Origin of the sequence: Maridesulfovibrio frigidus DSM 17176 (assembly GCF_000711735.1) — a bacterium.
Lineage (GTDB): Bacteria > Desulfobacterota > Desulfovibrionia > Desulfovibrionales > Desulfovibrionaceae > Maridesulfovibrio > Maridesulfovibrio frigidus.
Genome location: NZ_JONL01000008.1, coordinates 205677 through 226916 on the forward strand (window position 1 = coordinate 205677; position 21240 = coordinate 226916).

A 21240-nucleotide genomic window follows, 5' to 3' on the forward strand; every position below is an offset into this window, starting at 1 on the left:
CAGTTAATTATGAATCTAGTCATTAGAAATATATCACAGCTTCTTTGTGTTTTTGCTGTTCTTGCAGTGTCCGCTTTGCCCGCACTAAGTGCCGGAGGGGAGAACTTGCGAGTTACTCCTGTTGTTCGGGCGGTGCAGAATACTTCGCCCGCAGTTGTTAATATTACAGTTACTCGAATTGTCGAGCGCGGGGTTTCCCCTTTTGCGCAATTGTTCAGGGGCGGAGATCCTTTCGAGCAGTTTTTTGATGGCGGGTCCGGTATGCAGAAGCGCAAGTTTCGTTCAACCAGTACCGGTTCGGGTGTTATTATCAACGGCAGCAAAGGGTTTGTACTTACCAATGCTCATGTGCTGGCGGGTGGTAGTGAAATTAAAGTCAGAATGATTAACGGTGAAGAATTTGATGCTGAAATTATTGGCTCTGATGCCGATTTCGATCTGGCTGTTTTGAAAATAAAAGGCGCTAGAGGTTTGCCGCAGGTTAAGATGGGAGATTCCTCTGATATTTACATCGGGGAAACCGTTATAGCGATTGGTAATCCTTTCGGTTACACGCACACCGTTACAACCGGAGTCGTGTCCGCTTTGAAACGGACGGTTAAATCTAATGATGGCTCTTTCACTGATTTTATTCAAACCGATGCAGCAATTAATCCCGGTAATAGTGGTGGGCCGTTATTAAATATTTTGGGTGAGCTGATCGGCATCAATACTGCTATGCAGGCCCGTGCGGAAGGGATTGGGTTTGCCATTCCTATTAATAGGGCGAAGCGGGTAGTTAAGGAGCTTTTGGCTTCAGGCAAGGTCTCACCGGTATGGCTTGGGCTTAGCGGACAGGATCTTGATCAAAGTTCCGCTAATTATTTCGGCCTTCCCCGTGTTTCCGGTTTGCTTGTGAGTGACATTTATCGAGGTATGCCGGCTGAGAAAGCTGGACTTACTCCGGGTGATGTTATTCTTTCCATGAACGGAATAGAGATTGAGGATAAGGACGGATACGTTTCTATTTTGCGCTCACAGACTAGGGGTAGTGATGTTGTCCTTGAGGTCTTGCACAGAAATAAGAAAATAAAAGTAAAAGTGCGTCCTGAATCTCTTGAATCTCAGCAGGTAAAAAACTTTGCATGGTCCAAATGGGGCATAGCCACAGAGAGGGATAGCCGTGGTCGTGCAATGCTTGTTTCAGAAGTGAAATCAAATAGTCCCGCTGCGACACTAGGCCTTAAGGCCGGTGACAAGATTCATCAGGTTGGAAATCGTCAGATTAATTCACAGCAGGATTTTCTCGATTCATTTTTGCGATATCGTCTGAACGGAAATGTGCTCATGAAAATTCAGCGCGGTAGAAACTACTATCATGTTAAGCTGAAGTCGTAATATAGACGAACATTAAACATAAAAAAGCTCACATACGTTAAATATGTGAGCTTTTACTTTTGTAGAGGGGGGATGCCGTCAATTAATCCAGACGGCCCGTGTACGTTTTAAGTTTTGTGTAAATGGGGCCGGCAGGTGTCAGCTCGCTTTGGTATAGAGCGAACTCACTGATGGTAGTAGTTGGAAGAGCCAGATTACTTATCTTTTCTGATAATGCCGCCCAGTTGTCTTTTGCCAGCTTTTTCACTCTGCCGAGGGTCAAATGGGCGTGATAAGGTTTGGTGTTTTTCGCAAATCCTAAGGACGCAAGAGCACTGTCAATAGCAAGAGCATTGTCGCATATTTCTTTGGAACCGCAGTCAAGGCCGGCCCAGATAACTCGTGGCTTTGTAGGAGAAGGAAAGTAACCGCTTGGCCCTGTGCTTATTTCAAATGGATTAAACTGAATTGCCCTAAGCGCGGGGTCTATGCGAGGGATTGCGTCCTCTGGAATGTCGCCAGAGAATTTTAGTGTGAAATGCATGTTCTCAGGTTTTACCCACGCAACTTTGGATTGTAATCCTTCATTTAGCAGTTCAGCATTTTCTAAAAGCACGTTTTTCCATTCTTCTGGAACTGGATGTGCAATAAATGTTCGTATATTTTGCATGTAATCCCAACCTGTTAGGGTAGTTATGATCAGGGTGTGGAAAAAGAAAAGAAAAATTTCAACATTCCGAACACAATGTCATCGTTACCATTATTTGCCATAGAATTCGAGACATAAGTTAAATCCGGGACGATGGAGAAATTAGTATTTAATTTAATCTCATAGAAGGTTTCATAGTGTAACTCCATATCCTTGTTGGTGGTGTGCTTGTTGCCTTGCACTCCACCTGCCGCTACGCCCCAAACATCCGCATCCCTACCGGGAAGACAGCCCTGCCAGTTAGTGCCGACTGACCAACTCCAGGTGATGTTGTTAACAGCTCCGTTGCCCTTTCCTACTCTCGCAAAGACACCGAAGTCTTCGGTTAGATTTTGGTCCATGTTAAAGGCAAATCCCCAGTTCGCGGATTCTCCGTTTTCATCAAGCCGTGGCTGGGTGTAGGTGTTTGTCCAGCCGAAAATGCGATAGTTCCCCGGTAAGTTTCCGAAGGAAGGTGAGTACGTAAACTGAGCGCCCAGAAAAGGATCATCGGTAAGGTTCTCAAATCCTTGTTTCTGTTCACTCCGTTCAAGAACAGATTTGCTAGTCGATTGTGCTAGAAGAGTCATCTTAAATATTTTTGCAGGGCTGAATCCGAAGGCAATAATGGGGTGATTTTCATCTATAGTATCAAAAATAGGCTCGTTATTGAATATTGTATTTGTGAACTGAGTCTGCCCACTACCGGCAAAGCGGTTCTCATCAATAAAGGCTTCGGGTTCAGACCAGCCGAGAGTTACGTAATATTTGTCTTTCCCGAAATGCTGGGTGTATAAAACATCTGAAATTGAAACTTGACCGCCCGCAGTGGTTCTTGATGCCAGTGAGTTCAGAGGGGTTGCAACCATTCCACGGTTTACTGGATTGTTATAGGTGTCGGCTCGTCCACCTTGCATTTGTATGAATACATGCCCATTTTCAGTAGGGTCCCAGTTCACGCGTAGCCTAGCCTTAACCGCGAGATAGTTTTTACTGTCTTTGTCATCACCGTCAATGGTCGCACCGGAGTATCCCTGCCAGTAAGCAAGTACGTCACCATCCACTGTTAGGGGGCCGGTGGCATTTTGAACTTCTCTCCAAGTCTCTTTGAACTCATCCATGAATCCGATTTCTCTCTCGTGAGCGCGCCCATACAGGTCGAGCTGTTTGTGGAGATTATTGGATGTGTAAGCGAGACATATGGATGGTATCAAAACAAATAACAGTACAAGGGAGCAAATTCTTGTCATGGATGGTTACCGATTCAGCTTTTTTGAAGGATGTTTAAGAGACGTTCTAATATAGTGTGCAGGCTCTGCTGCTTTACGCTCATCCGGTCCCCGGAGAATAAAAATTTTTCTGAATATGTAGTTCCGCCAACATGCCAGCCCATCCAAACGGTTCCTACAGGCTTTTCAGGAGTACCGCCCGTAGGCCCTGCAACTCCCGATAAAGATATTCCCACGTCAACACCGACTGTCTTGCATACCCCCTCAGCCATCTCTCTGACTGTAGGTTCACTGACAGCTCCATGTTTCATTATGATAGGTTTAGGGACGTGAAGAAGCGACATTTTAACCTCATTAGAATACGCAACTACGGCCCCTGAGAACCAGGCGGAGCTACCTGAAAAATCTGTTAGAGTAGCGGACACTAGGCCGCCTGTGCAAGATTCGGCGGTTGCCATCGTCCACTTTTTAGCGACAAGAAGATTCCCGATTTGGGGTACGATATTTTTCATTTAGTAACTCTATACTGATTTGAACAGTATTTAAAGAGGGAAAGGGGGCCGTTTCAGCTATTTAATTGGAGGCGTTGGATTGAATTTATTTATAACTTTTCCGAATGTCCCGTCTAGTTTCATTTCTTTAATAGTTTTGACTATTTGTGGGATCATGGAGGCATGCTTTTTATTAACGTATAGGTATAAATTACTTACGACTATTGCAGGAGATAGAGGGTAGACAGAGGTTATGTTTAATTTTTTGAGCATCACTGAGCCTGTATGCAACCCAAAAACACCTACATCAGCCCGTTTCTTTTCCAAGAATAAAAATAGCGCTTTTTCATTCCTGACCTGGGTAACTGATTTGGCTGTGCTAAGCTCACGTTCACAATTTTTCCAACCTTTAACCCATGCCACGCGGTAAGGTAGTAAACTTTTCCAGCCGTCAATTTTGATATTTTTATTATGGGAGAATGCTACAATCGTGTTCGCGAAGAATGGTTCTGGAACTTTGATAAGATTTGGATATGATTTGGAAATTCCTTCAGTGCGCAGAAAGTTTCCATCCTGAGTGCCCGCATTGGCGTTATAAAGAGATCTCTCAGATGGCATCGGCATGACATCAATTTTTATGCCCATCCGCTCGAAACATATTGTGAGCAGTTCTTCCATTGCTTTAGTTCTGTTGTCATTTAGGGGATCGCCCGTAGTAAACGACATGCTTGTAGTTCCAGCAACAGCAGGCATTGTGAATAGGAAGTTTAAGATGATAAGTAATACTAGATAGCGCATCTTTGAAGGATCTCCAGTTTATGCTTAACAAAGTGGCTGTTTTTTCTTTTCCTTATGCTAATACATTGCATACAAAAGACATATTGAAAAGTAAATGGTAACTGGTCAGGAACTGGAATCATCATATACTTGCTATGGAAAGTGATAGGGCATACTTAATTGAGACTGTTTCTGTTATTTTATGTGCGGGTTGTTTTTAGATTGGCTTTTTATTTTTAAATTGGTGTTAAGTAGATCAATGAAATTAAGAAAATGTATTGATTTTTATTGGGAGCGCCATCAGGGCCACTGGAACTGGATTCTGGAGGTGTTGTCATTTTGTGCGTTTTTATTGGCACTATGGGAACATTCGATATTTATATTTTTGATTGCGGCTGGTGGTTTTATCGGGTCCCTAAGAAAGCTTCCCGATCCGACACCCCCTTTTGAACATGTTGAAAAAATCCTTGATACAGAACGGATGTGGCTTGCTTCTCCGTGGGGCTGGAAAAAGGGATTGCAAATATTTGGTCTTGTTTCCGGCTTTGTTTTTGTGTTTGCCGCATGCTGGTTTGGGAGCATGATGTCCTTGCTTTTATTTGTTGGACTTTGCGTAAATATTTGGTGCGTTCACTCCAATAAATTGATGGGAATAGATGATCTTTAAATGTTTTTGTCAGAACTTGATTAAAAATCCCCTTTATTAGTGTGCCGACATTGGTTACAGCAGGGGCAATGATTTATATGAGGAGAACTAAATGCTCGATTTAAAATTTGTTCGTAATAATTTGGACGTAGTCCGTGAAAGCCTTGAAAAAAGAAATTCAAAGCTGGATGTTAAAGAGTTTGAAAGGCTTGATGGGCAGCGCAGAGAACTTCTTCAGGAAGTTGAGGTGCTGAAGGCCGAACGAAACACCACGTCCGGTGATATTGCTAAGATCAAACGCGAAGGCGGAAGCGCTGATGAAATTATTGCCCGTATGGGTGAGCTTTCAGGTAAGATCAAAGCTCTTGATGAAGATTTAAAAGATATTGAAGCCGCAGAACATGATTGGCTCGTATCTGTTCCTAATATTCCGGATGATTCAGTACCACTCGGCTCAAGTGAAGCTGATAATCCTGTTACAAGAGTGTGGGGCGAGAAGCCTGTAATGGACTTTGAGCCACGCGAGCATTGGGATCTTGCTGTTGAACTTGGCGGCGTTGATTTTGAACGCGCAGCTAAACTCACAGGAGCTCGTTTTGCTGTTCTGCGTAAATGGGGTGCAAGGCTTGAAAGAGCGTTGACTTCATTCATGGTCGACATTCAGACAATAGAGCACGGCTATACTGAAATCATTCCACCATATATTGTTAATCGCGATTCATTATATGGAACAGGACAGCTACCTAAGTTTGCAGAAGACTTATTTAAGCTTGAGGATTCAGAATATTTCTTGATTCCAACAGCAGAAGTCCCGCTAACGAATCTTCATAGAGATGAAGTCCTTGATGAAACTGAGCTTTCAGTTGCGTATTGCGCCGCTACTCCATGTTTTCGTTCTGAAGCTGGATCGTACGGTAAAGATACAAAAGGTTTAATTCGTCAGCACCAGTTCCATAAAGTGGAAATGGTACGTTTTGCTCATCCTGATAAATCTTTCGATGAACTTGAGTTGATGACTTCTCATGCAGAAGAAATCCTTAAGAGACTCAATCTACATTACAGAGTAATTACTCTTTGTACTGGAGATATGGGATTTGGATCAACGAAAACTTACGATCTGGAAGTTTGGCTTCCCGGTCAGGATCAGTACCGCGAAATCTCATCTGTTTCAAACTGCGGAGACTTTCAGGCTCGCAGAGCAAACATTAAGTTCAAGTCCAAGGGCGTTAAGAAAGCACAATTCGTGCATACTCTTAATGGGTCTGGTTTAGCGGTAGGTCGTACTTTCGTTGCTGTAGTTGAAAACTATCAGCAAGCAGACGGCTCAATAGTAATTCCAGAAGCTCTACGCCCATATATGGGCGGCTTAGAAGTTATTACGGCTGAGAGCTAAAAGGACAAAATGCCAACGCGAAAGCTTCAAACGTCTAAATAGCGAAACCCCACGCCTCTTCTAAATACGAAGCACAAAAATTCCAAAATAAAACGCCCCTTTGAGCAATCAAAGGGGCGTTTCTTATTAAACAGCAACTTTCATATCTTATAAACCTAGCCCACCCCAACTAAAAAGTTTTGGAATTCTTAGCCTCAGCCCTTAGGTGAGCTGCCTTTAGCTAATCTTAGGGATGCGGACAGTGGAACAAACCTTTTCCCAAAAGGTTTTAAGCCGCCGGAGGCATAACAATAACCGCCCAATCCTCAAACCAAGCCTTATAAATCAAGTCCTTGTTTCTTGTATTCATTAAGTTTGTTGCGCAGGGTTCGCACGGATATTCCGAGCAAATCTGCGGCTTTGGTTCTGTTGCCGCTGGTTTTATCGAGACTTTTTACGATGAGATGTTTTTCCATCTCTGAAATAGGCATCACATCGAAATTTGTATTTGGGACTGGAGCCGTTCCGCTAGTCGGTGCGGAATCAATATTTGGATCGGAACCCGCAGGAGAGAGGGGAGCGCCTGATGGATCTGCTGGCTGGAATTGTTCATCCGGCATCCACGCTTCGGGATCATTTAAGAAATGTTTGGACTCGATAGGGCCTGCGCCTGCAAGGAGAACCGCTCTTTCCATAAGATTCTGTAGTTCGCGGACATTTCCGGGCCATTCGTATCCAAGGAGCCAAGTTTTAGCTTCACCTGAAAATGCGAGGGGCGGTAGGCTGTATTCGCTGGAATATTTCTCGACGAAAAATTGTGCGAGCAGCATGATGTCGTCACCGCGTTGACCGAGGGCAGGCAATTTTAGCGGGATGACGTTTAGTCTGTAGAATAAATCCTGCCTGAACGTACCGTCTTTAACGGCACCTTCAATATTGCGGTTGGTCGTAGCCAGAACTCTTACATCAACCTTTACGGTTTCAACTCCGCCAACGCGGTCAATTTCCCCTTCTTGCAACACTCGTAAAAGCTTAGCTTGAAGGCCTAGTTCCATTTCGGTTATTTCATCCAGCAGAATGGTTCCGCCACTGGCGAGTTCAAATTTACCTAGTTTACGGCCTATTGCGCCTGTGAATGATCCTTTTTCGTGCCCGAAAAGTTCAGATTCAAGAAGATGTTCGGGAAGGGCGGCACAGTTAATGGCGACAAAGGCTTTGTCGTTTCTGTCTGAATGATGATGCAGGAATCTGGCAAACATTTCTTTACCTGTTCCAGATTCACCGGAGATAAGAACCGTCGCTTTTGATTTAGCAACTTGCTTTGCGAGGCCGAGGACCCTGAGCATTGCCGGATGGTTACCGATGACTTGATAGCGTCCTTGCGTTCCTTCTGAAGGAGCTTTGGAAGTGACTTCTTCTGGAAGAGGCTGGTCCGGGTGACGCTTTTCAGGGAGCATTAATTGAATCTTGTCCCATGAAAGAGGCTCGAGCCAATAGTCTCTAGCTCCAAGCTCAAGGAATTTTTGAGCTTCGTCGGCTGATCCGTTACGGGAAAAAATCACTACAGGTGGAAAATTTTCTATATTAACAGCTTCAGCTAATAAGGCTTGAGCTGAATATCCTTGCATAATCGGTCTGGTAAAAATCAGACACGGCTTAGATTTTTTAATAAAGTTTATGGCTCCGGCAAGGTTGTCGGCAAGGCCAGCCTGAAATCCTGCTTCTTTTAGGGGTGAAAAGACAGAAGTTACGGATTGGGGTTCGGCTATGAATAGTAAAGTATTATCAGGCATGTTGATTTCATAGCTGTAAGTGGAAACCTTTTCAACTCCAATATAATATAGAAATTGATAAAAGTGATTAAAATTTAGTTTGAAGAGAGTGTATAGTTGCTGTTAATGTCTTTTTGACCCTTTAAAATAGCCATGTTTGAGGTGTGAGATTGAATGTTAAGTTAAATTAATATTTTTCCCTTTCTTCTATCTTGCTGATAAAACGGTAGTATTCTAATGAAAACGCAAATAAATTGAATTAAATTCCGATTAACGAAATCTTCGTTTATGTAGTAATTGATGGATTGCAGTAAAAAATAGGCTTATTTTGCCGTAATGATGAATTTGTAGCTTTTAAACTCTGCAAAATGCAAAAAAAATAGTGTTAAATTAAAATAAGTGAATACTTGCTGAAAATTTAACCATTTGATAATTCGTCAGGCTCAGTTTCAGAACAATTTTTTCAACAGGTTATACAAAAGTGATAAAGTTTAACAACGTCAATAAATATTACGGTGATTACCACGCCCTTCGTGATCTTGATATTCATATCAAGCAGGGTGAGGTAGTTGTAGTCTGTGGCCCTTCCGGTTCTGGTAAAAGCACCATGATCCGTTGTATTAATCGTCTTGAACCAATTCAGGAAGGCGAGATAATTGTAGAAGGGGTTGATGTTAACGGCCCGAGGGTGAACCTGCCTTTGCTTCGCGCAGAGATTGGATTCGTTTTTCAGTCGTTCAACCTGTATCCGCACATGACAGTCCTGGAAAACGTAATGCTGGCGCCGACTATGGTCCGCAATATGAAACATAGGGATGCCGAAGAACTGGGAATGGAATTGCTTTCCAAGGTTAATATACCTGATAAAGCTAACGATTACCCTTCACAGCTTTCTGGCGGACAGCAGCAGCGTGTCGCCATTGCGCGCGGTCTGGCCATGCGTCCAAATATCATGCTTTTCGATGAGCCAACTTCCGCGCTTGATCCAGAAATGATCAATGAAGTTCTGGATGTAATGAAAGCTCTTGCCCGCGAAGGGATGACCATGGTTTGTGTTACACATGAAATGGGTTTTGCCCGTGAAGTTGCCGACAGGGTAATATTTATGGACGAAGGGTCTTTAATTGAAGAAAACACGCCGGATGAGTTTTTTAACAATCCGCAGCATGATCGTTCAAAACTCTTCCTCAGCAAAATTCTCTCACATTAGATGAAAGCGGTTTCCAATTGTCGGTGACCGCACTTTTTATATCTTTGTTTTTATATTTCAAGCAGGAGAAAAAGATGAAAAGATTAGTGACTCTGGCCCTCGCGGCCTCTTTGGTTATGGCTTTCGCAGCATCCGCTTTTGCTGGCGCAACTTATGATAAAGTAATGAAGGACAAAGTTGTCCGTACTGGTATCATGACAGACTCCATCCCCGGTGCTTTCTACAATGAAAAGAAAGAATGGGTTGGATTTGACGTTGATATCGCAGCAGCAATCGCTAAAAAACTCGGCGTTAAACTTGATAAAGTTCCTGTCAGCAACAAAACTCGTATCGGGTTCTTGCAGCAGGGTCGTATCGATATGTCAGTTTCCAATATGACTCACAAACGTTCACGTGATGAGTCCATTGACTTTTCTATCACTTACTTCTTCGACGGACAGAAGATGCTTGCTCCTAAAGGCAAGTTCACTTCCCTTAAAGATTTCGTAGGCAAAAGAATTGCTACCATGCAGGGCACAACTTCAGAGCTCAACGTTAAAGCTGCTCTTAAGAAGCTTGGCGATCCAGCACCGAAAGTTATCTCCTTCCAGAAAGAATCTGAGTGTTTTCAGGCTCTCCAGATGGGACGTGTTGATGCATGGTCCACTGATTCCACAATCCTTCTCGGATATGCTGCACAGATTCCCGGCAAGTTTGAACTCGTAGGTGAATTCTTCTCCAACGAGCCTTACGGTATCGGTCTTCCACAGGACGATTCAAAGTGGCGTGATGCTGTTAACTTTGCAATCCAGGATCTTTGGATCGACGGAACTTACCAGAAGATTTATGACAAATGGTACGGACCTGATACTAAGTACTACTTCCCAATGACTGAAAAGATTGAACTCTGGCCTTAGCAGGTTCATCAGTCTCACGTAATAGCGAGATCAGACGGGATCGATACATAGTGTCGGTCCCGTCATTTTTAATAAAATTGAATCAATGAGAAAATTCAGCAATGATCAACCATTATCTTGAAAAAGCATGGGTACAGTATTTTTGCCTTGCAGCTGTAACCGCTCTGCTTGTATATTATTTCGGCTGGGTTTTTGACTTCGGCTATAAGTTTGACTGGACTGTTCTTTATGTAAAAGACGCGTCCTACGGCATTGTACTGGGTGATATGCTTATCACCGGACTGGGAAATACCATCACCATATCCCTGATCAGTTCTGCCATTGCACTTGGACTGGGGATTTTATTCGGTCTTGGGCGTTTATCTCAGTTCAAGCCAATTAATTATTTCGCTTCTGCTTATGTTGAATTTTTCAGAAATACACCGCTCTTGATTCAGCTTTTCTTCTGGTACTTCGCACTTCCAATGGCTTTGCCGGAAGAGCTTCGTTACAAACTTTTCGATTACAATTACGAAATGATCTCTGCCACCGTAGGGCTTGGTGTTTACACCAGCGCATTTATGGCTGAGGTTATTCGTGCTGGTATTCAGTCTATTCCGAAAGGACTTCTTGAAGCTGCCTATTCATCCGGCCTAACGCCGTTTCAGGCACTTAGTAAAATTGTTCTACCTCTTGCTTTCAGAGCAATCATTCCACCACTCGGAAGTGAGTTCTTGAACAATATGAAGAACTCATCACTTGCTATGGTCGTAGGTGTCGCAGAGCTTTGCTGGGCTTCTCAGCAAATTGAATCCCTTACTTTTAAGGGATTCGAAGCAACTACCGCTGCTACAGTTGTATATCTTTCACTTTCCCTGACTATTGCCGGGATACTTAATCTGGTGAATCTTAAACTCCAGATCATACCTAAAAAGAATAGAACAATCGGGCATCTTCTCGCCGATATCTTCTTCTGGCCTTTCCTCGCTCCTCTTGCACTTCTTTCTATGCTTAGCAGGAATTGTTTCCGCAGACGCACTGAAGGTTTCAATCTTACAACCGCACAGGCCGCTAGAAAAGCTTTGCTTGCTAATATTGCGAAGGTTTTCTCTTTAGCGTGGAAAGGAACATTTCTCGCATTTTTGCTGTTCTTAATAGTTATGGCTGGAGTCGGTCTTTCCAAGTTTAACTTTCAGGTTATCTGGGATAATATCGGCACAATGATTTACTGGCGTTTCCCGCAGGGCGGACCTGATGAGGTTTTATGGGGACTTGGTGGTTTGTCATTCTCTATTATTATGTCAGTTATCGCTATCTCGGTCAGTTTCTTTATCGGCCTCATTGTAGGTGTCGGTAGAACTTCCAAGAATAAATTGTTCTTTATTCCAAGTACCTTATATATTGAATTGATTCGCGGTAACCCGCTGATCATGGTTATCTTCTGGATTTACTTCTTTATTCCGATTTTAACTGGCGCATTCCTAAATGTATTCTGGAGTGCAACCATTGCTCTGACTGTGTTTACCGGTGCATATCTTGCTGAAATAGTACGAAGCGGTATTCAGAATATTCCTCCGGGACAGCTTGAAGCAGCTGTAAGTACCGGGCTGACATACTTACAGGCCATGCGCAAAATTATCCTTCCGCAGGCGCTTAAGCAGATGCTTCCCGCCATTGTCGGGCAGTTTATCGCAATCTTTAAAGATTCCTCACTGGCCTTCGTTATTGGTGTTCTCGAGCTTACATTTGTGGCTCAGGGACTTAATAACAGACTGATGATTTATCCTTTTGAGATTTATACTACAGTGGCAGCATTGTATTTTATTTGTTGCTACATGATGAGCATCGTGGCAAGACGCCTTGAACGGAAGTTGTCAACGGACACTTTCCGACTGCAGATGTAATTGACTTCCTTCCTCTTGTGCTTTTTGCGTACGGGGAAGGATTCTGAATTGAAGCGTCCGGAGAAGGCTCATGTTTGGTAAGAGTATTCCTGTTTTCTGTTATCACGCTGTCTGTGAAGAAGATGGCCATTCCCCCGAAACCTTTGCTGCACATTTAGATGTCATTGCTGAAATGGGATTTCAAACCATCTCCGCTAATCATCTTTATGAAATATGCATGGGGCGACGTAAGCTCGATAAGAAGTACGTAGTCCTCACCTTTGACGATTGTCACATCAGCAATTGGTTGACTGTCGTGCCTATGCTTGAAGAGCGTGGGATGAAAGGCGTATTCTTTGCTATCAGTGATTTCATCGGCGAGGGAAATATCCGCTCAAAACCTGATGTTCCTGAGATTCTGCCCATGCGTGAATCTTTCATCAAAGCTTTATCAGAAAAAGATACCTCACAATTCATGAATGAAGCTGAACTTAAATCTCTTGTCCATGACAAGGGGATGGAAGTTTATGCTCATACCCGCAACCATCAGGGTTGTTTCAAAGATTTCCGCTCTCGGGGCAATTACTCAGCAGGTTCCCACTGGTCCACCTGGGGGATCTATCGCAAATTCAATGCAAAACTTCCCGTTTATGAAAATGGCAGTGCGTTCGCGTATAATGGATTCTGGCCTATATTTAAAAAAGGGCGTGTGCTTTTTAAAAGACGCACTGATGAAGAAAGAAGAGAATTCTGTCGCAAAGATTTTAGCACCTGTCTTGAAAAAATCAAAAAAATTAATGGCGCAAGACGTCAATTTTTCTGCTGGCCTTGGGGACATTTTGATTCCATATCCATGCAGGAAGCATCTTTATGCGGTTTTTCCGGCACATTCACTCTTGAGCGCTCAGCAAATATGATCGGAACCGATCCTATGCATATCAACCGCATAGGAGTTGGCTCGAGTAAAGATGCTGCGTGGATTCGCAAGCGTTTGCTTATGTACGGCAATGAAGCTCCTGCTATGGCGTGCTTCAAATTTTTCAGCAAGAAAAATGACATTGCGCGCGTTCTATATATAACAGATACCGGCAAATTGTCCGGAGGCAGCAGGCAGCTTATTAACAGTGCGAAAGCCATGCGCGCTGCCGGAGTAGAAGTTGTAGCCGTTCTGCCTCCCGAGTCCGGCCTTATTCCTGAGCTGGAGAAGGCTGGCGCGGAAGTTGTCGTATTAGAAGATTTCAAGAACCTTTTTACAGCAGCAAATTTTCTTTCCAAAATTATTGCTGAGAAAAAGGTCGATGTGGTTCACACTTATCACAACCGCGCCGTTAAAATTTCATGCATTGCGAAAGGACTCTCTCTTCTCAGTGGGAAAAGTTTCAAACTATTTTTCAACAGAGGCGTGATCTATAAGCCCAATCCTCTGGCCCCACTTTTTTCGCTCATCGGTAATGGATATATTTGTAATTCCGAAAAATGTCGTGAAGTCCTTTTGAAGCATGGTGTTCCGGCCAAACGCGCGCACGTTGTTTATAACTCATTTGCTGGTGGCGGTCGTAAGCCGCGCCGCGCAGTTGCAACAACTGTGACCTATGTTGGCAATTCGGGACACGCAAAAGGTCCTGACGTTTTTATCAAGGCCGTAGAATCTTTGCTGTCGCAGGATCCTTGCGAGGGAGTAAGATTTATTGCTGTCGGATTGGAAGACTTATCCGCGTATAAAGATATTGCTTCTCCGTCCACGCTTGAACGCATAGAATGTCCCGGCTATGTCAGCCACGATGAAGCTGTGCGTATACTTGCCGCTTCACATATTTACGTGATGAGTTCTCGTCAGGAATCCATGCCCAATACCCTTATTGAAGCTTTCGATGCCGGGCTTGCAACAGTTTGTACTGATGCGGGAGGAACGTCCGAGCTGATTCGTGACGGACTTAACGGGTTCCTTTGTCCCGTTGAAGATGTGTCCGCGATTTCTGCATCGATTAAAAAGCTGATCGACGATGGTGATCTGCGTAAAAATATGGGTAGGCTGAACCGTAAAATTGTCCGTAATCTTATGAGTAGTTCTTCAAAATCCCGCTCACTGCTGGGCGTTTACAGCTCTCTTACCAAAGATGCACCCAAAAGAGGGCCGCTTGAAATTGACGCTCTTTTGGACGATTAGATCTGCTTAGTAACTATTTGGACACTTCTCCGATGCGTGCTACATATGATCTCGCTTTTACGAAACCGTAAGGCTGTATTGTCTTTATGAAATATTGGACGTGCAGTTCTTAATAAGCGAGGAATGGTACGTAAATAATGAATGTCTCCCCCATCGAAGAATATTGGTCTGAAATGGATATGTCCGCCCGTTCACGGTTACTTTTAGGTTCCGTTGGCGGGAAGCATCTGTTTGAGATCGGAATTAACTGTTTGGAATCTGATCCTCAGTTAGCTGTGGAAATATTACTTTCCGCATATGCCGCAAATCCACTTGATGGAAATAGCGCACAGCAGCTTTTAAATATCGAAGCTCTTCTTCCTCTTTTTCCTGCTCCTGTTGCGCAGTGTATTACCGTTGTTGCCGCAAATTGGAATTGTCCCGCTAATCTCTCATATTTCTTACGGATTATAGCAAAGCGGGATAATCTTAAAATACGCTCATATATTTTGTCCTCCATTGAAAAGGAACCGTCTAATTTGTTTTGGGTTCAGCAGGGCCTCATTTATGCGGGAGCCAATTCAGATTTTGAATTCGGTCTCCAAGTACTTTCCGCAGAATTTAGCGCGCAGCTCACGCCGGCAATTACCGTATCAAAAGCATTCTTCACCTTCATGGATGGTGACCCGCTTGAAGCATTTAAACTTTTGCGGATAGCGTCTGAACCTTTCGGCATTGAAAACTTTGCGCACTTGGCTGCGTCTATTGTGCTCGCGCTCGGAGATAAGGATCTAGCCGTAAGCCTGCTTTCCGGCTCTGTTATGATTCAGCCGTGGAGAAGCTCGGAAACTCTGCGTCTTTACGATCTAGCCGTTGGGCTTGATGATAAATTTATTCCGCTAGATGGAAAAGTCGCGATCCTTTTATATTCTTTCAATAAAGATGAAGAGCTGGATGGTACGCTCGGCTCCCTGCATCGTTCCGAATTAGGGGATGCTAAAATTTTTATGCTTGATAATGGCTCAAGCGACGGAACTTCCGAAGTGGTTGATCGCTGGCAAAGTGAATTTGGTGAGCGGATGGTCCGCATTGATTTGCCTGTAAATGTTGGCGCGGCGGCAGCTCGTAACTGGTTGATGAATGAGCCGAAAGTGAAAGCAAGTGACTTTGCTATTTATCTTGATGACGATGTGGAAGTCGATCCTGATTGGCTTTTGCGTTTCGGGGCGGCGGTTGAAGAATATCCTGATGCCGGAGCTTGGGGCTGTAAAGTCGTAGACCATATTTCCCCCGCAGTAATGCAGTCCGTTGATCTGCATCTTATTCAGCCCTCTGGTGAAGAGGGTGACGGGCCGGAAGTTGATTTAAGCAAACTTGCCCCTAACCCGTTCAAGGTTTCAGGTTTACACCATCAGCTGCTTGATGGTGGATTTTTCGATTACATACGTCCTTGTGCGTCTGTGACAGGGTGCTGCCATATGTTTAGAACTGAGAAGCTTCTTGACAACGGAGGCTTTTCCCTGTTCCTTTCTCCGTCTCAGTATGACGATATGGAGCACGATCTGCGAAATTGCCTTAAAGGCGAGTTCGCTGTGTACCAAGGTCATTTGCGGATATTGCACCGTAAAAACACCGGAGCAGCTAGCCGGGTTTCTATTTCTCAAGAAGGTAATGCACTGGGAAATAAGTATAAAATGCAGGCTATGCATCCGCGGAGTGAAATTTTAAGTATTATGGCTGACGAAGAAAGGCTTCTTCAGCAGGATATTGAAAAAAAGCTTAAATATCTGGCAGAAAAGGGCTTTCTTACAAGTTGATTGCCGGAAAAAGATATGGAGAAATGATGTCCAGACAAGATACCACCGAAGATTTTTTGAATAGTTTGCCTGAGCTTGAAGAAGGAAAAACATTTGCGTTTTCCTGTTACCCAGGAGTTTCATGTTTCAATGCCTGTTGTGGCAATTTGCACATGATGCTGACTCCTTATGATGTATTGAGACTCCGTAAAGGGCTTAATCACGACAGTAAGAAGTTCATTCACAATCATGTTGATGTTTCCAGCACCTCAGGCGCTGGCTTCCCAATGGCGAAGCTCCGCATGCTTGATAATGCAAAGCGCAGTTGTCCGTTCGTCTGTGACGAGGGGTGTACTGTTTATGAAAATAGGCCGGGTGCTTGCCGTACTTACCCGCTCGGTAGAGCTTCACAGATGGATAGTGAAGGTGGAATGCTCGAGCAGCTCTTTGTTGTGCAGGAACCACACTGTGACGGTTTTAAAGAAAAAAAAGAATGGACCAGCAGTGAATGGCTGAAAGATCAGGGTCTCGAAGAGTACAACGAAATAAACGATCGCTACATGCGCATTATGACTCGCGCACGTAAAGCAGGAGTTGTGCTTGACGAGAAGAAGCTGAACATGGTGTTCCTCGCACTTTATCAGATAGATAATTTTATGAACTTTATCAAAGATATGAACGTCTTTTCAAGGCTGGATGTATCAGAAGAAAGACAGGCCGCTATCCTCAGTGATGAAGATGCTTGTCTTGAGTTCGCCTTTGACTGGGTAGAGCTGATAGTTCTCGGTTCATCTGAGAATTTGAAGCCTAAAGTTTAGCTTTTATATATATTTAAAGTAGAATTGGTTTTGATTACCCCGATAATGGCTTTGGCTGTTATCGGGGTTTTTTGTTTAATGCTGATTTCTTATGGTGCGTTTTGGTACACCATTATATGTTGAAGGAAATGGTAGGGATAGTTGTGCTCTCCCGTGGTGAAGCGATAAATTTATTCCTGTTTCTTCTTCTTACAATAATAAAACAACCCCTGATTCCCTGAAATTAAGTGGCAATTCCCGTCAGCAAGTGCTCGCCAGTTTCTATCTATGATCTGTCCCTTATCCCCTTTGCAGTAGTAATACATATTTTCATTCTTTATTAAATTGCATTGACCCATGCTGAGATTGCGCAGGTCTGCATCTTTGATCAATTCAGGCTCGTTAGAACAGAGATGGTAAAGATCTGAATTATATATTTGATCGCAGAGGTTTTCGCATAATCCAGTTTGTGCAGACATTAATAAAGTCAGAATTGCCGCAAGGATGATTTTACACATTTATATTCCCCAAAATTTTACAGCCATCCCTGAGAATGAAAGATAGTTAATTATATAATGTGCGACAATGGTCGGCAGTATCGACCTAGTTTTCCACATACAGACCATGAGTCCCGAACCTGTGATGGCCGTTGCCACTATAGCAACAGGGCCGGCAGACCAGTGAATCAAACCGAATGTTATGCCGGAAATGATGAACACGGTTGATGGGGAGTATCCTTTCTCTTTTAGCGCAGTGAAGGCCAGTCCGCGGAATATGACTTCTTCTGCTATGGCAACGAGAGCTAATCCCACGGTCATATCAAGCAGGAAGTACGGAGAGTCCTGTCCGATTGGGATGGAGCCGAGGTTGATGGATGGTAAAATTTTTCCCCAGATCGAAAACCCTGGTTCATCGAGGCAAAGCCCTAGAGCCGTGATGGAAAAGGTCCAGAACGCGAATCTTTTGGGAGAGAGGGTGGTTATGCCAAGGTCTTTAAAGCTGAGATTACCTGCCTTGATCATGCATAGCAAAAAGGCGAGCGGGATCAATTTTAATGAATAATCTAGCGTGATCCATGTGACTTCATCCTTTACGAATATATTGGAGAAGTCGTTAAGGTAGAACGGAAGTGCTGCTAGTATAAATAAAGTTATTTTATTTTTGAAATTCACGGGAAATTTCTCCTTGCCAAGTTCGGGAAGCTGATTAATATCGGCCTTGCATCTACGGATGTTTGAAGTCAGTGAATTGGTAATTGTGAATTATTGTTAAATTTAATTCTATATTACAAGCTAAATATAAGTTTATTAGACTAGAATTGGAGACATTGCTTTGTCCGAAACATTAAATACTGAATTGACCAGCCCAAAGATACTCCTAGCTGATGAATTTGAAAAGATAAGATCTGATGCTACTATAAATGGTAAAATAGTCTTTACCAATGGGTGTTTTGATATTCTTCATGCCGGACATGTGGACCTTCTTGCGCGTGCTAAGGAGCAGGGTGATATTCTTGTTCTCGGGCTGAATAGTGACAAATCTGTGCGGTCAATCAAGGGTGAAAAGAGACCTGTGGTTTCTCAAAAACAGAGGGCTTTCGTGCTTGCGGGGCTTGCCAGCATTGATTATGTAATATTTTTTGATGAAGATACTCCGCTTGAATTAATCAGCAAAGTTCAGCCTGATGTGCTCGTTAAAGGTGGAGACTGGACCGTTGATAACATTGTCGGGCGCGATATTGTAGAAGGGCGCGGCGGCGTTGTTCTTAGTCTCCCGTTGCTTCCCGGGTATTCAACTACTTCTGTAATCCGTTTCATCAGAGATAATGAGATTGAATAGAATTTGCCCTGTAAGTATCTTGTTTAAGTATTTCAGTAGTTGTGGTAGTAGTTTGCTTAGCGGTTTTTCGGTTAATATTTTTTTTGAACGCTTGACAAGGTTGTCATAGTTGGGCTATTTAGCTCGACTCTCTTGGAATAAAGGGCCAATAGCTCAGTTGGTAGAGCCCCCGGCTCATAACCGGATGGTCCCAGGTTCGAATCCTGGTTGGCCCACCATCAAAATATCATATGGATTCTTCTCAAAAACAATCCAGAATTTTACGACTTTCTATTCAAGAAAGATTCTGTGCTCCCAAGGGGTAGCCCCGCGGGAGCATCTTCTTTTCTCTGAAATTGATATTTTATGGTAAGTAGTTGAGAGATTCTTTCATCCTGAAAGTGCAAATTATTAGTAACGGCGAGAGTATACGGTGATTTTATGAAAACATCGAATGTAATCAGTCTTATTGAAACGCTTGCACCCTCACGCTTCGCAGCAGCATGGGATAACTGTGGTGTGCAAATTGCCGGGCCTGAGAAAGAAGTCAAAAAAGTAGCAGTGGCTCTTGATCCTCTGCCGCAGGTTGTGTCCAGTGCTTTGGAGTGGGACGCAGAAGTGATTCTGACTCATCATCCCTTGGCTATTGAACCTAAGCTACCTGCCGAACTTGATTGGTTTCGTGATGTGATGAAACAGATTTTATGCGCAGATGCAACACTGTGCGCGGCACATACATCACTTGATGTGCAGTTTGGCGGTGTTGTTTCATGGCTTGGGCGTGAGCTTGGGCTTAGAGGTCTGCGGGTGCTTGATCCTGTTGCAGAGAATGATTCTGGTGAAATACTGGGGTATGGCTGTATTGGTGATCTTGAGTATGCTATGTCATACGAAGTTTTTGTTAGGCAGGTGGCTCAGACTACTGGTTGCGGAGTTATCGCGCTTTGCGGTTCGGAACCCGAAACGGTCAGCAGAGTAGCCATGTGTCCCGGTTCAGGAACATCGTTTATGAATAAGGCTTTTGCGCAGGGCGCTGATGTCTTTATCACTGGCGATGTTAAGTATCATCCGGCGCAGGAAAGCGTTGGAGCCGTCCTCGATGTGGGGCATTTTTCTCTAGAAGAAGAGATGATGCGCCGCTTTGCTGTTGTTCTTGAGCAGGAGTCGAAAGGCGGATTTGAAGTAAGATTTTTTACTGGACGCAATCCCTTTGCTTATTATTTGCAAGGGAAAGGTGTTCTGAAGTCCTAAGCGGGACTGCTATAGCGACAGATAAATTACGGGTTTCGTATAGGCCTTACGGAACTTGAATGTGTTTTTATTACGGGACAGATCGGCATAGTCGGTCAATAAGTTTCCGAACATCGATGCGGCGTAGATTTGTAGGAATCATTCGCAAAAGGGGACCCCATAATGTATGAAAAACAAGTTGAACAGCTTAAAGTTTTGCAGAAGGTTGATGACGACATTCTTCTCCTTGAAGTAGAAATCGACCAGGCTCCCAAAGATGTGGCAGATCTTGAATCTCGCCATGCTTCGCTTGAAAAGCGTAAAGAGCAGCTCGAAGAGAAGCTTGTACTTCTTCAAGAGCAACAGAAAAAACTTGAATTTGAAATTGAAGAAGATGGCGTAAAAGTCAAAAAGAGCAAAAGCAAGCTGATGCTTGTTGGCACCACCAAAGAATATCATGCAATGATGCGTGAAATGGATAGCCTCGAAAAGCTTAATAGACTTCGCGAAGAAGAAAAAATTACCGTTCTTGAAGAGACTACTCGTCAGAACGAAATGCTTGTGGAAACCAACGAGAAGATCGACGCTCTCAATACTGAGCTTGATGAAAAACGCGTTGGTCTTAAAGCTAAGCTCACAAGTGCTCAGACTAAGCTTGATAAGCTGAACAGGCAGAGAGGAAAGTGTGGACTAGTTGTTCCTGCTCCTATTCTCGGCAGATATGAATTTATCCGCTCACGCCTTGCTCATCCGGTTATTGTTCCAGTTATGGAAGCAGTTTGTACCGGTTGTAATATCATGATTCCTCCACAGGTTTACAATAGTTTACAGGAAGGAAAGCAGATTATCAGCTGTCCTAACTGTCAGCGTTTGACTTACTGGGTTGAAGTAGAGCCTGAGCCAGAACCAGTTAAGCCTAAAAAAGCTCCTAAGAAGAAAGCAGCAGCTAAAAAAGCAGCGCCTAAAAAGGCCGCAGCAAAAAAAGCCGCTCCTAAGAAAAAGGCCGCAGCTAAAAAGGATGCAGAAGCTCCTGTAGTTGAGCCTGAGGCTTCTCCTGAAGTAATAGTAAAGACGGCTAAAGCTGAAGAGCCTAAAGCTGAATAAAGATAATTTGATAGTTAAGTAAAGTTGAGGGGAGTTTATGCTCCCTTCTT

19 protein-coding genes and 1 tRNA gene are annotated in these 21240 nt (G+C 43.7%); 13 read left to right on the forward strand and 7 right to left on the reverse strand.

All coding sequences use genetic code 11. From position 1 onward, the window contains the following. Positions 1-9 precede the first annotated feature (9 nt). Positions 10-1377 carry a trypsin-like peptidase domain-containing protein gene (locus BR06_RS0115815; RefSeq protein WP_031484792.1) on the forward strand — a complete coding sequence of 456 codons (1368 nt, stop codon included), beginning with the start codon at positions 10-12 and terminating at the stop codon, positions 1375-1377. Positions 1378-1459: 82 nt separating this feature from the next. Here BR06_RS0115815 and thpR read toward each other — a convergent pair whose 3' ends face one another. From thpR to BR06_RS0115835, 4 genes are read right to left on the reverse strand one after another with little or no spacing between them, the layout of a single operon-like run. Next, positions 1460-2026 (reverse strand): RNA 2',3'-cyclic phosphodiesterase, encoded by a 567-nt coding sequence (thpR, locus tag BR06_RS0115820; protein ID WP_031484793.1) that lies wholly within the window; start codon positions 2024-2026, stop codon positions 1460-1462. A 29-nt stretch (positions 2027-2055) separates the two neighbouring features. Next, positions 2056-3294: a carbohydrate porin gene (locus BR06_RS0115825; protein WP_084154201.1), complete on the reverse strand. Its 1239-nt coding sequence runs from the start codon at positions 3292-3294 to the stop codon at positions 2056-2058. A 14-nt stretch (positions 3295-3308) separates the two neighbouring features. Further along, positions 3309-3785, reverse strand: coding sequence for a CinA family protein (locus BR06_RS0115830; protein WP_031484797.1), 477 nt, complete (start codon positions 3783-3785; stop codon positions 3309-3311). A 57-nt stretch (positions 3786-3842) separates the two neighbouring features. After that, positions 3843-4562 carry a substrate-binding periplasmic protein gene (locus BR06_RS0115835; protein WP_031484799.1) on the reverse strand — a complete coding sequence of 240 codons (720 nt, stop codon included), beginning with the start codon at positions 4560-4562 and terminating at the stop codon, positions 3843-3845. A 238-nt stretch (positions 4563-4800) separates the two neighbouring features. On the opposite strand from BR06_RS0115835, the gene BR06_RS0115840 reads away from it, so the two are divergent. Together BR06_RS0115840 and serS are read left to right on the forward strand one after the other, a co-directional pair. Continuing rightward, a complete protein-coding gene (locus tag BR06_RS0115840; protein WP_235727741.1) occupies positions 4801-5208 on the forward strand; it encodes a hypothetical protein in 408 nt (135 codons plus the stop codon). 91 nt (positions 5209-5299) lie between these two features. Beyond that, positions 5300-6580 carry a serine--tRNA ligase gene (gene serS, locus BR06_RS0115845; protein WP_031484803.1) on the forward strand — a complete coding sequence of 427 codons (1281 nt, stop codon included), beginning with the start codon at positions 5300-5302 and terminating at the stop codon, positions 6578-6580. 317 nt (positions 6581-6897) lie between these two features. On the opposite strand, the gene BR06_RS0115850 is transcribed toward serS, so the two are convergent. Further along, complete coding sequence (locus tag BR06_RS0115850; protein WP_031484805.1) at positions 6898-8352, reverse strand: sigma-54 dependent transcriptional regulator; 1455 nt, start codon at positions 8350-8352, stop codon at positions 6898-6900. A 460-nt stretch (positions 8353-8812) separates the two neighbouring features. Here BR06_RS0115850 and BR06_RS0115855 point away from each other — a divergent pair, with 460 nt between their 5' ends. From BR06_RS0115855 to BR06_RS0115880, 6 genes are all read left to right on the forward strand, one after another. Then, complete coding sequence (locus tag BR06_RS0115855) at positions 8813-9541, forward strand: amino acid ABC transporter ATP-binding protein (RefSeq protein WP_031484807.1); 729 nt, start codon at positions 8813-8815, stop codon at positions 9539-9541. Between the two features lie 74 nt (positions 9542-9615). Next, on the forward strand, positions 9616-10437 hold the full coding sequence (locus tag BR06_RS0115860) for an ABC transporter substrate-binding protein (protein ID WP_031484808.1): 822 nt from the start codon (positions 9616-9618) through the stop codon (positions 10435-10437). 101 nt (positions 10438-10538) lie between these two features. Continuing rightward, positions 10539-12320 carry an amino acid ABC transporter permease gene (locus BR06_RS0115865; RefSeq protein ID WP_031484810.1) on the forward strand — a complete coding sequence of 594 codons (1782 nt, stop codon included), beginning with the start codon at positions 10539-10541 and terminating at the stop codon, positions 12318-12320. Positions 12321-12390: 70 nt separating this feature from the next. Next, the gene (locus BR06_RS0115870) at positions 12391-14466 is read left to right on the forward strand and encodes a glycosyltransferase (protein WP_031484812.1); all 2076 of its coding nucleotides are present in this window, start codon (positions 12391-12393) and stop codon (positions 14464-14466) included. A 137-nt stretch (positions 14467-14603) separates the two neighbouring features. Further along, the gene (locus BR06_RS0115875; RefSeq protein WP_031484814.1) at positions 14604-16262 is read left to right on the forward strand and encodes a glycosyltransferase; all 1659 of its coding nucleotides are present in this window, start codon (positions 14604-14606) and stop codon (positions 16260-16262) included. Positions 16263-16288: 26 nt separating this feature from the next. Beyond that, positions 16289-17059 carry a YkgJ family cysteine cluster protein gene (locus tag BR06_RS0115880; protein WP_156952723.1) on the forward strand — a complete coding sequence of 257 codons (771 nt, stop codon included), beginning with the start codon at positions 16289-16291 and terminating at the stop codon, positions 17057-17059. 170 nt (positions 17060-17229) lie between these two features. Here BR06_RS0115880 and BR06_RS0115885 read toward each other — a convergent pair whose 3' ends face one another. After that, positions 17230-17556, reverse strand: a complete 327-nt coding sequence (locus BR06_RS0115885) for a hypothetical protein (RefSeq protein ID WP_031484818.1) — start codon at positions 17554-17556, stop codon at positions 17230-17232. Beyond that, the gene (locus tag BR06_RS0115890; protein ID WP_031484820.1) at positions 17557-18210 is read right to left on the reverse strand and encodes a CPBP family intramembrane glutamic endopeptidase; all 654 of its coding nucleotides are present in this window, start codon (positions 18208-18210) and stop codon (positions 17557-17559) included. Between the two features lie 199 nt (positions 18211-18409). Here BR06_RS0115890 and rfaE2 point away from each other — a divergent pair, with 199 nt between their 5' ends. From rfaE2 to BR06_RS0115910, 4 genes are all read left to right on the forward strand, one after another. Then, entirely contained in the window at positions 18410-18877 is a 468-nt protein-coding gene (gene rfaE2, locus BR06_RS0115895; RefSeq protein WP_235727744.1) for a D-glycero-beta-D-manno-heptose 1-phosphate adenylyltransferase, read from the forward strand. Positions 18878-19019: 142 nt separating this feature from the next. Continuing rightward, a tRNA-Ile gene (locus BR06_RS0115900) sits at positions 19020-19095 on the forward strand. A 202-nt stretch (positions 19096-19297) separates the two neighbouring features. After that, positions 19298-20107 carry a Nif3-like dinuclear metal center hexameric protein gene (locus tag BR06_RS0115905; protein WP_031484824.1) on the forward strand — a complete coding sequence of 270 codons (810 nt, stop codon included), beginning with the start codon at positions 19298-19300 and terminating at the stop codon, positions 20105-20107. Between the two features lie 162 nt (positions 20108-20269). Beyond that, entirely contained in the window at positions 20270-21190 is a 921-nt protein-coding gene (locus tag BR06_RS0115910; protein WP_084154205.1) for a zinc ribbon domain-containing protein, read from the forward strand. Positions 21191-21240: the final 50 nt, after the last annotated feature.